The sequence below is a fragment of the Halomonas korlensis genome (assembly GCF_900116705.1).
Taxonomy (GTDB): domain Bacteria; phylum Pseudomonadota; class Gammaproteobacteria; order Pseudomonadales; family Halomonadaceae; genus Halomonas; species Halomonas korlensis.
Genome location: NZ_FPBP01000006.1, coordinates 94,373 through 110,302 on the forward strand (window position 1 = coordinate 94,373; position 15,930 = coordinate 110,302).

The window sequence follows — 15,930 nt, forward strand, 5'->3', positions numbered from 1 at the left end:
CTTGTTTACCGGCAGGCCGCAACAAGCTCAGCGTTAACGCGGACCGGCAGGTCGGAACAGTCCTCAACGGCGGCTCTTGCGCGCCTCGCGGGTGCGGCCGAGTTCGCGCTTCTTGGCCTTTTCCTTGTCGCTGGCGCCGGCCATCGCATCGAAGGGGTTCTTGCCCGAGCGAAACTCGAAACGCATGGGTGTGCCGCGCACCTTGAGCACCTTGCGAAAGGTATTGGTCAGGTAGCGGCGATAGGACTCCGGCAGCGAGCCGGTCTGGTTGCCGTGGACCACGATGATCGGCGGGTTACTGCCGCCCTGGTGGGCCATGCGCAGCTTGATGCGCCGGCCGTGCACCAGCGGCGGCTGATGCTGGGTCACGGCGTCCTGAAGGATGTTGGTCAGGCGGTTGGTCGTCCAGTGGCTGTTGGCCGAGTCAAAGGCGCGCTCGATGGAAGGATAGAGATCCCCGACGCCGGTGCCGTGCAGGGCCGAGATGAAGTGCATCTCGGCGTAGTCGGCGAAGCCCAGCCGCCGCTTGATCTCGGCGCGCATCTTGTCCTTGGCCTCGTGTTCCAGGCCGTCCCACTTGTTGACCGCCAGCACCAGCGCGCGGCCGGAGGTGAGCACGTAGTCGAGCAGGTGAAGGTCCTGTTCCACCAGCCCGGTGCGCGCATCGAGCACCATCACCGCGACGTGGCACTGCTTGATCGCTTCCAGCGTCTTGATGATCGAGAACTTCTCGGCGATCTGGCTGACGTTCTTGCGGCGCCGCACGCCGGCGGTATCGATGAGCACGTAGGGCTTGCCGCGCCGCTCGAAGGGGATCTCGATGGCGTCGCGCGTGGTGCCCGCCTCGTCGAAGACCACGACGCGCTCCTCGCCGAGCAGCCGGTTGACCAGGGTCGACTTGCCGACGTTGGGCCGGCCGATGACGCCGATGCGTATGCCCTTGGTACCGGTATCGGCCGGAATGCTCTCGTCGCGCGCGGGGAAGGGCTCGAGCACGATGTCGATCAGGCCGGTGACGTTGCGGCCGTGGGCGGCGGCAATGGGGTAGGGGTCGCCGATGCCCAGCGTCCAGAAGTCCGCCATGGCGCTGTGCTCTTCCAGGCCGTCGGTCTTGTTGACCACCAGCCAGGTCTTCTTCTGGTTGACGCGCAGGTGGTTGGCGATGGCCTCGTCGGCCACGTTGAGGCCGGCCCTGGCATCGACCATGAACAGCACGATATCGGCCTCGTCGATGGCCGCCAGCGACTGCTCGGCCATGGCGCCATCGATGCCCTCCTCGTCGCCGCTGATGCCGCCGGTATCGATCACCGTGTAGGCCTTGCCGCCCAACATGCCGTTGCCGTACTTACGGTCACGGGTGAGGCCCGGAAAGTCGGCCACGAGGGCGTCGCGGGTGCGGGTGAGCTGGTTGAACAGGGTCGACTTGCCCACATTGGGGCGGCCGACCAGGGCGATCACGGGTGTCATTCGGCGATATCCAGAGCCTCGAGGCTGCCGTCATTGGCCAGTGCGAAAATGCGCCGGCCCTCGGTGAGGGGGCGAACGCTGATCCCGGAGCGGTCGATCCGCTCGCGCCCGACGATCGCCCCGGTGGCAGGCTCGATCAGGTGCAGATAGCCTTCGAAGTCGCCGAACACCAGATGGTCGCCAGCGTAGGCAGGTGCGGTGAGCTTGCGTCCGGTCAGGTCGTCGTTGCGCCACACTTCATTACCATTAGCGGCGTTCACGGCCAGCACTTCACCCGATTCGTCAACGCTGAAAAGCGTATCGCCGACCAGTACCGGCGTCAGGTAGCTGGAGTAATCGCGTTGCCATAAGAGCTCGCCGCGCGTCGCGTCCAGTGCGACCAGTTTGCCATTATAGCTGGTCACGAACAGGCGGCCGTCCTGGGTCAGTACCGGCTGGGCGGCGAGATCGACCAACCGCTCAATGTCGCTGCGGCCCTGGGGCACGGCGATGCGCTGCTCGTTGAGCACCCGACCGTCGCGATTGTCGATCGTCACCAGGCGACCATTGGCGAAGCCGGCAAAGGTCACCGGGTCGATGACCTGGGGCGTGCCAGTGCCGCGCAGGGTCAGCGAAGGCCGGTTGGCGCTGTAGGTCCAGCGCTGCTGGCCGGTGGCGCGGTCCAGCGCGGTAACGCTGCCATCGATGCTCTGTACCACCAGCAACTGCTGGTTGGGCTGGGGTGCGGCCAGCACTTCGCTGGGCACACGGGCGCGCCAGTTGACGCTGCCATCGCGCTGGTCGATGGCCAGGACTTCACCGTTGCGAGTACCCAGGTAGACCTCACCGGCCATGGCGGTCAGGCCGCTGGATATGGGCACGTCCAGATCGGTCTCCCATGCCGTATCACCATTGTCGGCATCGAGTGCCATCAGCGTGCCGAACGCGTCGGCCGCGAAGACACGATCGCCGTCGCGTGCCGGGGCGATGGGGTAGGTGGCGCGGCTCAGGCCGTCGCCGACCTGCTCGTCCCAGACGCTGTCCAGGGCGGCGCTCTGTGCAAAGTCGCGCAGTTCCTTGGGCGGGTACTGGGGTTCCACCTTGCCGGCACAGCCGGCCAGCAAGGCGACGCTGGTGAGGGCGGCGATCAGGAGTGTCGGTTTCATAGCGTGGCCTCGTCGTGACCCAGGTTGTCGAGTTTGAGCTCTACGCCGTAGAGCGGCTGGTCGCGCTCCTGAGCAAGCGTCAGGGCTTCTTCCCACGCTTGACGCGCTGCGTCTTCCTGGCCCTGGGCGTAGTGAGCGTCGCCGCGTACGTTGGCCCGTTGGGCGGCCAGCGCCTCGGGTACGCCGGCCTCGAGGGTGGCGAGGGCGGCCTCGGCATCGCCCTCGGCGACCTGCAGGCGGCTCAGGCGCAGGCGAGCCAACCCCTGCAGGTAGTCGCGGCTGCTGGTGTCGATGACCGCTTCGAGGGCGTTTCGGGCGGCGGCAAGGTCGCTCTGTCCGACGGCGAGGCGGGCATCGATCAGCAAGGCCAGGTCGGCATAGAGGGTATCGCCGTGCTCGTCGGTGATCTCGGCGACCAGCTCGCTGGCGCGCGCGCGGGCCGACTCGTCGAGCTCTTCCTGACCGCTCAGCGAGAGCAGTTGCTGGTAGCGCATGGAAGCCGCCTCGGCCTGGTTGGCCTGGTAGTCCTGCCAGGCGTTCCAGCCGAACACACCGGCCGCCGCGAGCGCTACGCCTGCGATCAGCGAGGTGCCGTTCTGCTTCCACCACTGCTTGATCGCATCAAGCTGTTCTTCTTCGCTTCTCAGCTCCGCCACGGGCGGTCTCCTCATATTGGTCTGGAGAAATAGGGTCTGGCGATACAGGGGCTGAACGTCCAGCGCCGTGAGACGCCTGTCCGGACCTCCGGGTTTCAGGCATCAAGCGGAGGTGTCCGCCAGCAGAGCGCTCAGCGTGGTGGTCAAGTCGTCCTGGGCCAGGGTCAGCTGGTCGCGGTCCTCGCGCAGGAACTTGACGGTCGCCGTGCCCTTGGCCAGCTCGTCCTCGCCGAGCAGCAGGGCCAGCCGGGCGCCGCTCTTGTCGGCCTTCTTGATACGACTCTTGAAACTCCCGCCGCCGCAGTGAAGCTGCAGGGCCAACTCGGGCAGTTCGCCGCGCAGCCGTTCGCCGAGTAGCAGCGCCGGTTGGGTGGCGGTGTCGTCGATGGGCAGCAGGTAGAGGTCGAGCTCGCCGCGGGCGTCGTCGGGCACCACGTCTAGGGTCTCGAGCAGCAGGATCAACCGCTCGATGCCCATGGCGAAGCCCACTGCCGGCGTGGGCTTGCCGCCGAGCTGTTCCACCAGGCCGTCGTAGCGGCCGCCGGCGCACACCGTGCCCTGGCTGCCAAGGGCGGTGGTGGTCCACTCGAAGACGGTACGCCCGTAGTAGTCTAGCCCGCGTACCAGCCGCGGGTTGAGCACGTAGTCGATGCCGGCGGCGTTGAGCATGGCAGTCAGCGCCGCGAAGTGCTCACGGGATTCACTGTCGAGGTGATCGATCAGTTTCGGCGCCCCGGCCAGCATCTCGGCCATGGCAGGATTCTTGGCATCCAGAATGCGCAGCGGGTTGCTCGACAGCCGGCGACGCGAGTCCTCATCGAGCTGGTCGAAGTGCTGGTCGAAATAAGCCACCAGCCGCTCGCGGTAGGCGGCGCGCGCCTCGCTCGAGCCCAGGGAGTTGAGCTCCAGGGTGACATGCTCGAAGAGACCAAGCTGCTTCCAGAGCCGCGCCGAGAGCAGGATCAGCTCGGCATCGATGTCCGGGCCCTCGAGGCCGAAAGTCTCCACACCGATCTGGTGGAACTGGCGGTAGCGGCCCTTCTGGGGTCGCTCATGGCGAAACATCGGTCCCTGATACCACAGGCGCTGGGTCTGGTTGTGCAGCAGGCCATGCTCCATGGCGGCGCGCACGCAGCTCGCCGTGCCCTCCGGGCGCAGCGTGAGGCTGTCGCCGTTGCGGTCCTCGAAGGTATACATTTCCTTCTCGACGATGTCGGTGACCTCGCCGATCGAGCGCTTGAAGAGCGCCGTCTGCTCGACGATGGGCGTGCGAATCTCGTCGTAGCCGTAGCGCTGCATCAGGGTGCGCACCTGGCCCTCGAAGTATTGCCACAGCGTCGACTGTTCCGGCAACAGGTCGTTCATGCCACGAATGGCCTGGATCTTCTTGGTGCTCAATGCGTGCTCCTTGTCGTCACCCGCCTCACGTCTCGCGGGCGATCAGGTCCTGTTCGGCCTGCTGCTTCTCGCGGACCCTGTCGCGAATCAACCGCTCCAGGTCGTCGACCAGGTGGTCGTTGCGCAGCTTGGTGGCGGGCTTGCCGTCGAGGTAGACGAGGTTGGCGGGACTGCCGCCGGTGAGACCGATGTCGACCTCCTTGGCCTCGCCCGGGCCGTTGACCACGCAGCCGATCACGGACACGTCGAGCGGCGTCATGACGTCCTCGAGGCGCTCCTCCAGGGCGTTCATGGTGCCGATGACATCGAAGTTCTGGCGCGAGCAGCTGGGGCAGGCGATGAAGTTGATGCCCTTGCTGCGCAGGCGCAGGCTCTTGAGCATGTCGAAGCCGACCTTGATCTCCTCGACCGGGTCGGCGGCCAGCGACACACGGATGGTGTCGCCGATGCCGTCCATCAACAGCATGCCAAGCCCGATCGACGACTTGACGGTGCCCGAACGCAGCCCGCCGGCCTCGGTGATACCCAGGTGCAGGGGCTGTTCAATGCGGCTGGCCAGGTCGCGGTAGGCAGCTACGGCCATGAAGACATCGGAGGCCTTGACGCTGACCTTGAAGTCCGGGAAGTCGAGACGCTCCAGGTGGTCGATATGGCGCATGGCAGACTCGACCAGCGCGGCCGGGGTTGGCTCGCCGTACTTCTTCTGCAGATCCTTCTCCAGGGAGCCGGCGTTGACGCCGATGCGGATCGGGATGCCGTTGTCGCGCGCGGCGCTGACCACCGCTCGGACGCGCTCCTCACGGCCGATATTGCCGGGGTTGATGCGCAGGCAGTCGACGCCGAGCTCGGCGACGCGCAGGGCGATCTTGTAATCGAAGTGAATATCGGCGACCAGCGGCACCTCGACCTCGCGCTTGATGCGCCCGAAGGCCTCGGCGGCGTCCATGTCGGGCACCGAGACGCGCACGATGTCGGCGCCGGCCTTCTCGAGCTGGCGGATCTGGGCCACGGTGGCGGCGACGTCGAGGGTGTCGGTATTGGTCATGCTCTGCACGGAAATGGGGGCGTCGCCCCCGACCGGCACCTTGCCGACATGGATCTGACGTGACTTGCGACGGATGATGGGCGATTGGGAATGCATGGCGGCTAGATCATTCTCCCAGAGTGAAGCGGGCGACATTGTTGGCGCCGGCGCGCGTGCCGAGGTTCGTGCTCTCGCCGCGCCAGCGCATCTCGACGCCGGTGGCGTTGCCCACGGTCAGGCGGAAAGGGGGTTCGCCTTCGACGCGCGCCGTGGTGCCGGGTTCCTGCAGGCCCACGAAGACACGCTGATTGCTGGCGTCGAAGACCTCGGTCCAAGACTGTTCGTTGAAGGTCAGCTCGATGACGCGGCCACCATCGCCGGCAGCCTCGTCGGAGGTCGTGTCGTCGGCGCTGGCGGTGTCGGAATCGGCATCCGTCGACGCGGCGTTCGTTGTAACGGCGTCCGTTTCATCGGTAGCGGCGACCTCGGCGCCTGTTTCATCAGCGGCTGGGGCACCTTCACCGTTGGCGGCCACCGGCGCGTCGTCGGGCGAAGCGGCCTCGCTGTCGGTTTCCGGCGCGGCGACCAGGCCCAGCTCGCTCTCCTCCTGGGGCAGCGGCGGGAGAGAGTCAATATCGCCGCTTTCCGCCGGGACGCCGGCGTCGTCAGCCGTCTCCGGCGCGTCGCGCTCGGTGATCGCCGCGCTGCCGTCCATATTGTCGACCGATACCGGGTCGTTGTTGCTCACGTCGGGAACCTCGTTGCCGCCGCGGCTCTGCCACCACAACAATGTCAGGCCGATCAGGCCGGCGATCACCAGCAGGGTCACCAGCCGAAACAGCCAGGCGCCCAGCCGCGAAGGCGGCCGGGTGATGTGCACCGGGGTGACCTTCCGTTCCTCAGCATCTTCCCGGGCGAAACGGGCCCGATAGGCCTCCAGCACCGGACCATCGTCGATGCCCAGCAGATGAGCGTAGGCGCGCAGGTAGCCGCGACGATAGGTGGCAACGGGAATTTCCTCGTAGCTGTCGTTCTCGAGGCCCTGGATCACGGCCGGTCGCAGGTTCAAGGAGGCGGCGACCTCCTCGAGCGCCAGCCCCTGGGTCGCGCGCTCGCGTTTCAGCTGCTCACCCGGCGAGATCGTAACGGCCTCCTCGGGGAAATAGGTGTCGCTCATGGCTGAGCATCCTTCATCAGAAAACGGTGGTCAGGACCCGGCACGGCATCACTCCAGCTGGTCGGCATAGAAGCTGGCGGTGGCCGGGTCGCCGCGCTCCCGGGCAATGTCACGGGCCAGGCGCAGGGCATTCGCATTGGGGCCAGCCAGGCGCATGAACCCCTCCAGTTGCTGCTCGGCGCGGCCGAGATTGCCTTGCGCGAATTCGAGCTCGGCAAGCATCAGGTAGCTGCGCGCGCTGCGTGGGTCGATGGACTGCGCTCGGGCGAGGCTCTCGCGGGCGGCCTCGGGGTCGCCCAGTTCGCGCTGGCACTGGCCCAGGTTGGCGAAAAGCTGGGCCCGATTGTCGTATTGCGTATCCCGTGTGGCCTGCTTGAGCTGCTCGCAGGCCTCGCGTATGCGGTTGCGATCGAAGAGAAACGCGGCATAGTTGTTACGCGTGCGAGTGTACTCGGGGTCAGCCTCGATCGCCTTGCGAAACGTCGCGTCGGCGAGGTCTTCCTCGCCCTGGCGTTGATAGACGATAGCCATGGCCTGGAGTGCCTCGGCGTCGTCGGGGTCCACCGCCAGCGCACGGTCGAGGGCGTTCATGGCCCGCTGGATATTGCCGCGCTCCAGGTAGGCCACGCCCAGACGAGTGTAGGCTTCCGCCGGATTGCCCTCGCCGCCTCCGGGCTGGCTTGCCTGGCTCACGCAGCCGGCCAGCCACAGCGACGCCAGCAGGACGGCGATGAGGGCCTGCTGGCGTCCGAGCGAACGGGAGCGGCGGGTCATGGCATCCTCTTGGTCGTGGGCACTGGACGGCCGGAAAGGCGAACTGGACGCCGCGTTACCGGCAAAAAATGCCTGACCATCAAAGCGCCGAGTCCGGTTGAAGTCAAGCCAGCCTCCGCTCAGTCGGCATCGAGCTGGATCGACTGGATATAGCGTTCATGGCGACGCGTACGATCCTTGACGCGACCTACCAGCTGACCACAGGCAGCGTCGATGTCCTCGCCCCGGGTGGTGCGGATCTGTGCCGTGTAGCCCAGGTCGTAGAGCCACTGCTGGAAGCGCATCTGCTGATTGCGTGAAGGCGTCTCATAACCCGAGTGGGGGAAGGGATTGAACGGGATCAGGTTGATCTTGCACGGCAACTCCTTGAGCAGCGCGGCAAGCTGCTCGGCGTGCGCCTGCTGGTCATTGACGTCCTTGATCAGGGTGTACTCGATGGTGACCATGCGCGTGTCAGCGCACTTGGCGAGATAGCGATGACAGGCATCGAGCAGGCTGCGGATATTGTACTTGCGATTGAGCGGCACCAGTTCGCTGCGCAGCTCATCAGTGGCGGCGTGCAGCGAGATCGCCAGGCTGACGTCGAGTTCGTCGCCGAGCTTGTCGATCATCGGCACCACTCCGGAGGTGGAGAGCGTGACGCGGCGCTTGGACAGGCCATAACCGTCGTCGTCGAGCATCAGCTTCATGGCCGGCACGACGTTGTCGTAGTTCATCAGCGGCTCGCCCATGCCCATCATCACCACGTTGGTGACCGGCCGGTTGGCGGTGTCGCGGCGCGGCCCCACGCTGCGTTGCGCCACCCATACCTGGCCGATGATCTCGGCGGCGGTGAGGTTGCGCTGAAAACCTTGCTTGCCGGTGGAGCAGAAGCTGCAGTCCAGCGAACAGCCTACCTGCGAGGAAACGCACAGGGTACGGCGCTTGCCGTTGTCGGCGGGGATCAGCACGGTTTCCACATAACTGCCATCTTCCACTTCCAGTACCCACTTGCGGGTACCATCGCTGGAGCTGCCCTCGTAGACCACCCCGGGGCCACGCACCTCAGCGACCTCGGCCAGCCGCGCACGCAGCGTCTTGGAGAGGTTGGTCATGGCCGCGAAGTCGTCGCAGCCTTCGATGTGAATCCACTTCATCACCTGGGCAGCACGGAATTTCTTCTCGCCGATGGAGAGAAAGAAGGCTTCCATCTGCTGGCGCGACATGCCGAGCAGGTTGGTGAGGTGGGGAGCGGTCGTGGTTGTCATGGCAGTCAGCGTTCGGTGGGGCAGGGCGCGGGGGCGAACAGCCCCCGCTTGGGCGTCGATCAGCCGCGCGGGCAGATCTCGCTGTCCTGGAAGAAGTAGGCGATCTCGCGCTCGGCCGATTCCGGAGAGTCGGAACCGTGCACGGCGTTGGCATCGATGGTGTCGGCGAAGTCGGCGCGAATGGTGCCGGCCTCGGCTTCCTTGGGGTTGGTGGCCCCCATCAGGTCACGATTGGCGGCGATGGCGTTCTCGCCTTCGAGCACCTGGACCACCACCGGACCTGAGGTCATGAAGCCGACCAGATCCTGAAAGAAGGGGCGTTCCTTGTGCTCGGCATAGAAGCCTTCGGCCTGCGCCTGGCTAAGCTGCTGCATCTTGGCGGCCACAATCTTCAAGCCGGCTTTCTCGAAGCGGCTCTCGATTTCGCCGATCACGTTCTTGGCGACGGCGTCGGGCTTGATGATCGACAGGGTGCGCTGGTTAGCCATGGGCATATCTCCGGTTAAAATAGCGAGAGGTGTTGAATAGCACTGCGCCGCCCCGGTAGCTCCTGAATCGAGAGCGAGGGGCGGCGCGGCGAATCGAATAAAGCGGTCCGGCGTTCCGGCAGTGCGGCAAGCTCGCCGACAGGGCGGTGAGTATACCGCCCACAGGGGCGTTGAACAATCGTCGACCGATCCGCCCCACCTTCGCGAGTTCAGGCCGGCCGCGGCGTCGCCTGACGTCAGGCAGTGATCAGACGCTGAAGCTTTCCCCACAGCCGCACTGATCCTTGACGTTGGGGTTGTTGAAACGGAAGAAACGGTTCAGCCCTTCCGAGACATAGTCGACTTCGCTGCCGTCAAGCATTTCCAGGGCCTCGGGGGCGACGTAGACGGTCACGCCGTGATCCTCGAAGATCACGTCGTCGTTGGCGGCTTCGTCGGCGAAGTCGAGCACGTAGCTATAGCCGGAACAGCCGCTGGGCTTGACCGTGACCCGCAGGCCCAGGCCGTGGCCGCGTTCGTCGAGTACCCGGCGGATCTGGTCGGCGGCGGCGTTGGTGATCGAAAGATGCGCCATAATGGTTCTCCTGCTCGGGTGATGGGTCAGATAGCCCGGCGCCGCAGCCCGTCGAGGGCGTGGCGCAAGGCATTCAGTGCATGGTCGATATCGGCTGGGGTCGTGAAGCGCCCGAAGCTGAAACGCAATGAGGACAGCGCCAGCGCACGTGGGACTCCAATGCCCTTCAATACATAGGACGGCTCGACGCTCGCCGAGTTGCAGGCCGAGCCGGTCGAGAGCGCCACGTCGCGCAGTGCCATCAACAGCGACTCGCCATCCACGCCCTCGAAGGCAAGGTTAAGAATATTGGGCACCGCCACGTCTGTATCGGTATTGCGGTGGACACCGGGGTGATCCGCAAGGCCGGCCAGCAGGCGGTCGCGCAGCGCGACGATGCGGCGCTGGTCGGCCTCGCCCTCGGCGGCGGCCAGCGCAAAGGCCTCGCCCATGCCGGCGATCTGATGGGTGGCCAGGGTGCCGGAGCGCATGCCGCGCTCGTGTCCGCCGCCGTGGATCAGCGCTTCCACGCGGATGTCGGGGCTGCGCCTGACGTACAGGGCCCCGATGCCCTTGGGGCCATAGGCCTTGTGGCCGGACAGCGACATCAGGTCGATGCCGAGCGTACCAACCGCCAGCGGCGTGCGGCCCACCGCCTGGGCGGCATCGGTATGAAAGGCCGCGCCGCCCTGGTGAGCGATCTCGGCCAGCGCCGCCAGATCGTGGATACTGCCTAGTTCGTTGTTCACTGCCATCAGCGAGACCAGCACGGTGTCGCGGCGCATGGCCTCGCGCAGCTGGTCGGGCGTGACCCGTCCGTCGCGCCCCGGGGTCAGCCAGGTGACATCGAAGCCTTCGGCCTCGAGTGCCCTGGCGGTATCCACCACCGCCTTGTGTTCGATGATCGAGGTTACCAGATGCCGACCCCGGGCACGATTGGCGCGCATGAAGCCGATCAGCGCCAGGTTGTCGGCCTCGGTGGCGCCGCTGGTCCAGACGATCTCGCGTGGGTCGGCCCCGATCAGCTCGGCGACCTGGCGGCGGGCCATCTCCACCACCTGTTCCGCCTGCCAGCCCAGCATATGGCTGCGCGAGGCGGGATTGGCGAAGATGCCCTCCTGAGTCAGGTGACGACTCATGACCTCGGCGACGCGCGGGTCGACCGGCGTGGTGGCAGCGTAATCGAGGTAGACGGATGCGTTCATGGGCTCGGAATCGTCTCGGGTTGGCAGGCCGGCGTGCAGACCATCAGGGCGCCGAGGCCAGGATGCCGTCGTTGTCCAGGCGCCGACGCTGGCGGTTGGCGATCGTCTGCACCTCCTGGCGAACGGCCAGCTGCCCCAGCGTGATGCCGTCGAGGAAGCCGTGGATCTGCTCCGACAGTTCGCACCATAGATGGTGGGTCAGGCAGGTATCGCCCTGCTGACAGTCGGAGAGCCCGCCGCAGCGCGTGGAATCCACGGACTCGTCGACCGCATCGATCACCTGCGCCACCGAGATGCTCTCCGGCGCCATGGCGAGCAGGTAGCCTCCGCCGGGCCCGCGCACGCTTTCCACCAGCCGTGCGCGGCGCAGTCTCGCGAACAGCTGCTCGAGATAGGAGAGCGAAATCTCCTGGCGCCGCGAAATGTCGGCGAGGCTGATGGGTCCCGTCGCGGCGTTCACGGCCAGGTCGAGCATAGCGGTGACGGCGTAGCGTCCCTTGGTGGTCAGGCGCATGCCAGTGGGCACCTCGGCGTCGATATGGCGACTGATGAAGAAAGCGGCTTCTCACAGGCAGAAGACCGCACAAATTGTAGGGCTATTATGGGAAAGACCGAGTGTCGCGGTCAACCATTGCGCCGCCGGGGCTCGACGGACCGCTGGCTGGGCTCGTCCGCCTGCCGTGGGGCGTCGTGATCAGGTGGGGGGCAGCAGCTGTCGACATCGGCGAGGATATCGGCAAAGTCTTCGTCGCGCAGTTCAGGTAATTGGCCCTCACGGTAGCTCGCGTCGACCTTGCGCAGGGTGGTGCACATGCGCTCGATGCGCTCATCCACGGCATGCATGTGATCGAGCATGGCCTGGATCGAGCGGGCCACCGGGTCGGGCATGTCCTGACTGATGCCGTAGGCATCGAAGCCGAACTTCTCCTGCATGGCCTCACGCCTGGCCGGATCGATGTCCAGCTCTTCGGCCTGGTCCGGGTCGAGGCGCTGGACGACCTTGCCCGGGATACCGACCACCGTCGCCCCGGCGGGTACTTCCTTGGTGACCACGGCGTTGGAGCCGATCTTGGCCCCGGCGCCGACACTGAAGGGTCCGAGAATCTTGGCCCCGGCGCCGACAATCACGCCGTCCTCCAGCGTCGGGTGCCGCTTGCCCTTGTTCCAACTGGTGCCGCCCAGGGTCACGCCCTGATAGAGAGTTACATCGTCGCCCACCTCGGCGGTCTCGCCGATCACCACGCCCATGCCATGGTCGATGAAGAAGCGCCGCCCGATGACCGCGCCGGGGTGGATCTCGATGCCGGTCAGCCAGCGCGAGAAGGTCGAGAGGCTGCGCGCCAACCACTTCAGGTTCTTCTGCCACAGCCAGTGGGCGAGACGATGGATCAGCAGTGCGTGCAGCCCTGGGTAGTTGGTCAGGACTTCCAGGAAGTTGCGTGCCGCCGGGTCGCGGGTGAACACGCTGTTGATGTCCTCGCGCAGACGTTGAAACATGCGACGATCCTTGAGTGGCGGGGCAAAGAGGAGCGATTGGCCTGGCTTTCGCTCAGTATGGCTTTCGCGGCGGAATAATGGGCGCTAGAAGATACGTCTTAATAGTGGGGGCGCTGCGAGCCAGCTTCAAGCCGGCTCACTCATCTGTCTTCGGGCACCGGGTGCGTTGCTCGGTGGCGGTGAGAATGCCGCGCAGGATGTTGAGCTCCATGCGCTCGGGACGGGCCCGCAGGGTGAAGCGTCGCAGCCGGGCCATGAGCTGACGCGGGGTGGCCGGGTCGTGAAAGCCAATCGCGACAAGCGTGCGTTCCAGGTGCGCGAAATAGCGCTCGAGTTCCTGGTGATTCGCCAGCGCATGGGGCGTGGGCGCGGCGGCCTCGGGGGTGTCGTCGGTATCCCCCACTTGCTGCGCCAGCCAGACCAGCCGGCACTCGTAGGCCAGCACCTGGACCGCCGTCGCCAGGTTCAGCGAGCTGAAGTCAGGATTGGCGGGAATGTTGACGTGGGCGTGGCAGCGTTGCAGTTCGCTGTTGGAAAGCCCGCTATCCTCGCGCCCGAACACCAGGGCCACCCGGGCGCGCTCGTCGGCGAGTTCGGCGGGCAGCGACTCGGCAAGCTCGCGTGGCGTGGTCATCGGCCAGGGCAAGGTGCGCGAACGGGCGCTGGCGCCCACTACCAGGGTGCAGTCGGCCACCGCCTCTTCCAGCGTCGCCACCTGGCGGGCCGCATGGACGATATGATCGGCGCCCGAAGCGCGCGACACGGTATCGGCGCTGATCGGCTCGCAGCGCGGGGCGACCAGCGCCAGGTCCGCAAGCCCCATGTTGTGCATGGCGCGCGCGGTGCCGCCGATATTGCCGGGGTGGCTGGTGCCGATCAGGACGATGCGGATGCGCTCGAGCATGAGGGTGCCTTCAAGTCGAAGTGTCGAAACGATGGCGAGGGATTCTAGCATGTCGGCGAGACGCTTCGAATGGCGAAGCTTCTCGGCTTCTGCTAGGATTCGCGCCGATCCGTTCTTTAACACCACCGACGCCTAGGCCCGATCATGCATCCGATGGTCCAATTCGCGCTGCGCGCCTCACGCAGCGCCGCCGAACAGTTTCTGCGCATCCGCGAGAGAATCGAGAACTCCCACCAGGAGCACAATCTCGACCGTCTCCTCGAGGACGCCGCCCGCAATGCCGAGTCGCTGATCGCCCATCAGCTCTCCCGTGGCTATCCCCAGCACGGCGTGGTGGGTCGCTTCACCCCCCACCGTGACGGCGAAGGCGAGGGCCAGGACACCCTATGGAAGATCGAACCCTTCCATGGCTATTCCAACCTGACCGTGGCCGCGCCGTCTTTCGCGCTGTCGCTGGTCTGCCTGGTCAAGGGCCGTCCCGAGCATGCGGTGGTGATCTCCCCCTTCAGCGATGACGAATACCTGGCCAGCCGTGGACGGGGTGCTCAGCTCAACGGCAAGCGCATCCGCGTACCGCGCACCACGGCCGTCGGTGGTGCGCGCGTCGCCCTGGGCCTGCCCGAGACCTGGCTGCGCCCCCGGCACATGCCCGCCTACCTGACGCTGGCGCAGCAGCTCGGGCCGCAGATCGAAGTTCAGCGCGCCTCCGGCAGCGGCCTGCTCGACCTGGCCGACCTGGCCGCGGGCCGCGTCGATGCCGCCTTCGTGCTGGGCCTCGAGGAGCAGGACATGCACGTCGGCTCGCTGTTGCTCAAGGAGGCCGGGGCGCTGATGGGTACCCCCGACGGTCAGCCCGACATCAAGATCGAAGGGCAGCTGATGGCCGCCGGTCCACGGCTCTACAAGTCGCTGGTGCAGCAGCTCAAGCCGCATTTCTGAGGCGTTTCAGACGCAGTTCTGACGCATTTTGAGAGTTGCGGCTCCTCGACGCCTGACGCCGAAGCCACCACCGCCCCCGCAGCGTCGCTGCGAGGGCGGTGTCGTATTGGTGGACGACAGGTGCTGAGTCAGGCGCCCTGGTGCCGGCGTCCCTTGGTCCAGCGCTGCTTGGCGTACTTGCGCAGGTTGGCCACGTTGTCGGTCTCGTCGACGATGTCCTGACCGAGAATCGTCTCGATGACATCCTCCATGGTGATGAGCCCGACCCAGGTGCCCAGTTCGTCGTAGACGACACAGAGGTGCTGGCGGTCCAGCACCATCGAGGTGAAGATGTGCTCGACGTTGTCCTCGGCGTTCACCGACTTCACCGGATGCATGATCGACTTGAGCTCGGCCGTATCGTCCGCGTGGTAGGTGTCAGCCTTGTGCACATAGCCAAGGGCGTTCTCGCCGCCATCCATTACCGGGAAGCGGGTAAACGCCGAGCGTCCGAGCGCCTTGTCGAACTCGGCCACGGTCATCTGCGGCTTGACCGTCACGCAGACGGTGCGCGGGGTCATCGCCTCCTTCACTGGAATATCGTGCAGGTTGAGAATGTTGGTGATAACCCGGGTCTCGTCCGGGTCCAGCGACTTCTCCTCCAGGCCGATCTGTGCCAGCGCCTTGATTTCGCCGCGCATGTCGGTGTCCTGGCTATCCTTGCCGATACGGTTGGTGATTCGCTCGGAGAGCCAGATGAAGGGCTTGAGAATCCACACCATGCCATCCAGCGTCGGCGCGAGCATAGGCGACAATTGACGCCAGTAGCTGGCGCCGATGGTCTTGGGGATGATCTCCGAGAGAATCAGGATCAGCAGCGTCATCACTGCCGAGGCGGCCCCTAACCAGGCTTCGCCGAACACCACCGTGACTTGAGCCCCCACGCCGGTGGCCCCCACCGTGTGGGCGATGGTGTTGAGCGTAAGGATTGCCGCCAACGGCTGGTCGATATTCTGTTTCAGCTTGGCGAGCCGGGTATGCAGCGCGGGTCGGGTATCGCGCAGCCGGGCGATATAGCTTGGCGTCAGGGACAGCAGCGCCGCTTCGAGCAACGAGCAAACAAAGGAGACGCCGATAGATAACACGGCAAAGGCTACCAGCAGGATCATATTGCCTCGAGGGGGAATAAAGATGTAAGGGGCGATAACGACCCATGAATCATCGTCGATGAACTTGCCGTTGGCAAACTCGACGGGTCCATCATGATAGATGAGGCCGCCCTCAATCTCACCACGGCGGCGGTCAGGGCAGCTGCTCTTCCTTTTTTGTCCATTTCCTTCTTTACTCAAGAGAACCTCGTTCTCGCGGTTCAGATGCATGGTCACCAGTTGGGTTGAGCCCCCCGATGCCGAGCAGCGGGGTACGCTGTGTCGGCCCCATGAGACCGTGCCATCGAGCGCGATGCGAGTCGCTTCTT

General features: G+C 65.7%; 16 protein-coding genes. 1 reads left to right on the forward strand and 15 read right to left on the reverse strand.

Going from position 1 to position 15,930, the window contains the following annotated elements; genetic code table 11:
* Window positions 1–63: 63 nt before the first annotated feature.
* The 14 genes from der to trmJ all read right to left on the reverse strand — a co-directional run bounded on the left by der (window position 64) and on the right by trmJ (window position 13,535).
* Window positions 64–1,467 carry a ribosome biogenesis GTPase Der gene (gene der / locus BM341_RS09810; protein ID WP_089795406.1) on the reverse strand — a complete coding sequence of 468 codons (1,404 nt, stop codon included), beginning with the start codon at window positions 1,465–1,467 and terminating at the stop codon, window positions 64–66.
* Complete coding sequence (bamB, locus tag BM341_RS09815; protein WP_089795408.1) at window positions 1,464–2,612, reverse strand: outer membrane protein assembly factor BamB; 1,149 nt, start codon at window positions 2,610–2,612, stop codon at window positions 1,464–1,466. Before bamB ends, der begins: the two co-directional genes overlap by 4 nt.
* Window positions 2,609–3,268, reverse strand: coding sequence for a YfgM family protein (locus tag BM341_RS09820; protein ID WP_089795410.1), 660 nt, complete (start codon window positions 3,266–3,268; stop codon window positions 2,609–2,611). The genes bamB and BM341_RS09820 overlap by 4 nt, the downstream gene beginning before the upstream one ends.
* A 102-nt stretch (window positions 3,269–3,370) precedes the next feature.
* The gene (gene hisS / locus BM341_RS09825; RefSeq protein WP_281246493.1) at window positions 3,371–4,666 is read right to left on the reverse strand and encodes a histidine--tRNA ligase; all 1,296 of its coding nucleotides are present in this window, start codon (window positions 4,664–4,666) and stop codon (window positions 3,371–3,373) included.
* Between the two features lie 25 nt (window positions 4,667–4,691).
* Window positions 4,692–5,807 carry a flavodoxin-dependent (E)-4-hydroxy-3-methylbut-2-enyl-diphosphate synthase gene (gene ispG / locus BM341_RS09830; protein ID WP_089795412.1) on the reverse strand — a complete coding sequence of 372 codons (1,116 nt, stop codon included), beginning with the start codon at window positions 5,805–5,807 and terminating at the stop codon, window positions 4,692–4,694.
* A gap of 10 nt (window positions 5,808–5,817) precedes the next feature.
* Entirely contained in the window at window positions 5,818–6,867 is a 1,050-nt protein-coding gene (locus tag BM341_RS09835) for a RodZ domain-containing protein (RefSeq protein WP_089795414.1), read from the reverse strand.
* Between the two features lie 48 nt (window positions 6,868–6,915).
* Window positions 6,916–7,641: a type IV pilus biogenesis/stability protein PilW gene (gene pilW, locus BM341_RS09840; RefSeq protein ID WP_089795417.1), complete on the reverse strand. Its 726-nt coding sequence runs from the start codon at window positions 7,639–7,641 to the stop codon at window positions 6,916–6,918.
* A 119-nt stretch (window positions 7,642–7,760) separates the two neighbouring features.
* Window positions 7,761–8,888 (reverse strand): dual-specificity RNA methyltransferase RlmN, encoded by a 1,128-nt coding sequence (rlmN, locus tag BM341_RS09845; RefSeq protein WP_089795419.1) that lies wholly within the window; start codon window positions 8,886–8,888, stop codon window positions 7,761–7,763.
* 59 nt (window positions 8,889–8,947) lie between these two features.
* Window positions 8,948–9,376, reverse strand: coding sequence for a nucleoside-diphosphate kinase (gene ndk, locus BM341_RS09850; protein ID WP_089795420.1), 429 nt, complete (start codon window positions 9,374–9,376; stop codon window positions 8,948–8,950).
* A gap of 247 nt (window positions 9,377–9,623) precedes the next feature.
* Window positions 9,624–9,950 carry a HesB/IscA family protein gene (locus BM341_RS09855; RefSeq protein ID WP_089795422.1) on the reverse strand — a complete coding sequence of 109 codons (327 nt, stop codon included), beginning with the start codon at window positions 9,948–9,950 and terminating at the stop codon, window positions 9,624–9,626.
* Between the two features lie 26 nt (window positions 9,951–9,976).
* Entirely contained in the window at window positions 9,977–11,134 is a 1,158-nt protein-coding gene (locus BM341_RS09860; protein WP_089795425.1) for an aminotransferase class V-fold PLP-dependent enzyme, read from the reverse strand.
* Window positions 11,135–11,177: 43 nt separating this feature from the next.
* A complete protein-coding gene (locus BM341_RS09865) occupies window positions 11,178–11,648 on the reverse strand; it encodes a Fe-S cluster assembly transcription factor (RefSeq protein WP_089795427.1) in 471 nt (156 codons plus the stop codon).
* A 110-nt stretch (window positions 11,649–11,758) separates the two neighbouring features.
* Complete coding sequence (gene cysE / locus BM341_RS09870; protein ID WP_089795429.1) at window positions 11,759–12,631, reverse strand: serine O-acetyltransferase; 873 nt, start codon at window positions 12,629–12,631, stop codon at window positions 11,759–11,761.
* 136 nt (window positions 12,632–12,767) lie between these two features.
* Entirely contained in the window at window positions 12,768–13,535 is a 768-nt protein-coding gene (gene trmJ / locus BM341_RS09875) for a tRNA (cytosine(32)/uridine(32)-2'-O)-methyltransferase TrmJ (protein WP_089795431.1), read from the reverse strand.
* 144 nt (window positions 13,536–13,679) lie between these two features.
* Between trmJ and BM341_RS09880 the strand changes: the two genes are divergently transcribed.
* Window positions 13,680–14,474, forward strand: a complete 795-nt coding sequence (locus BM341_RS09880; RefSeq protein WP_089795433.1) for an inositol monophosphatase family protein — start codon at window positions 13,680–13,682, stop codon at window positions 14,472–14,474.
* Window positions 14,475–14,602: 128 nt separating this feature from the next.
* Here the strand turns inward: BM341_RS09880 and BM341_RS09885 are convergent, their stop codons facing one another.
* A complete protein-coding gene (locus BM341_RS09885) occupies window positions 14,603–15,622 on the reverse strand; it encodes a CNNM domain-containing protein (RefSeq protein WP_089795629.1) in 1,020 nt (339 codons plus the stop codon).
* Between the last annotated feature and the right edge of the window lie 308 nt (window positions 15,623–15,930).

Coding starts and splice junctions, on each gene's coding strand:
- cysE (WP_089795429.1), bottom strand. CDS start 12,631: ATGTTTCAACGTCTGCGCGAGGACATCAACAGCGTGTTCACCCGCGAC.
- rlmN (WP_089795419.1), bottom strand. CDS start 8,888: ATGACAACCACGACCGCTCCCCACCTCACCAACCTGCTCGGCATGTCG.
- ndk (WP_089795420.1), bottom strand. CDS start 9,376: ATGGCTAACCAGCGCACCCTGTCGATCATCAAGCCCGACGCCGTCGCC.
- trmJ (WP_089795431.1), bottom strand. CDS start 13,535: ATGCTCGAGCGCATCCGCATCGTCCTGATCGGCACCAGCCACCCCGGC.
- BM341_RS09855 (WP_089795422.1), bottom strand. CDS start 9,950: ATGGCGCATCTTTCGATCACCAACGCCGCCGCCGACCAGATCCGCCGG.
- BM341_RS09860 (WP_089795425.1), bottom strand. CDS start 11,134: ATGAACGCATCCGTCTACCTCGATTACGCTGCCACCACGCCGGTCGAC.
- der (WP_089795406.1), bottom strand. CDS start 1,467: ATGACACCCGTGATCGCCCTGGTCGGCCGCCCCAATGTGGGCAAGTCG.
- BM341_RS09880 (WP_089795433.1), top strand. CDS start 13,680: ATGCATCCGATGGTCCAATTCGCGCTGCGCGCCTCACGCAGCGCCGCC.
- ispG (WP_089795412.1), bottom strand. CDS start 5,807: ATGCATTCCCAATCGCCCATCATCCGTCGCAAGTCACGTCAGATCCAT.
- BM341_RS09865 (WP_089795427.1), bottom strand. CDS start 11,648: ATGCGCCTGACCACCAAGGGACGCTACGCCGTCACCGCTATGCTCGAC.
- BM341_RS09885 (WP_089795629.1), bottom strand. CDS start 15,622: ATGATCCTGCTGGTAGCCTTTGCCGTGTTATCTATCGGCGTCTCCTTT.
- bamB (WP_089795408.1), bottom strand. CDS start 2,612: ATGAAACCGACACTCCTGATCGCCGCCCTCACCAGCGTCGCCTTGCTG.
- pilW (WP_089795417.1), bottom strand. CDS start 7,641: ATGACCCGCCGCTCCCGTTCGCTCGGACGCCAGCAGGCCCTCATCGCC.
- BM341_RS09835 (WP_089795414.1), bottom strand. CDS start 6,867: ATGAGCGACACCTATTTCCCCGAGGAGGCCGTTACGATCTCGCCGGGT.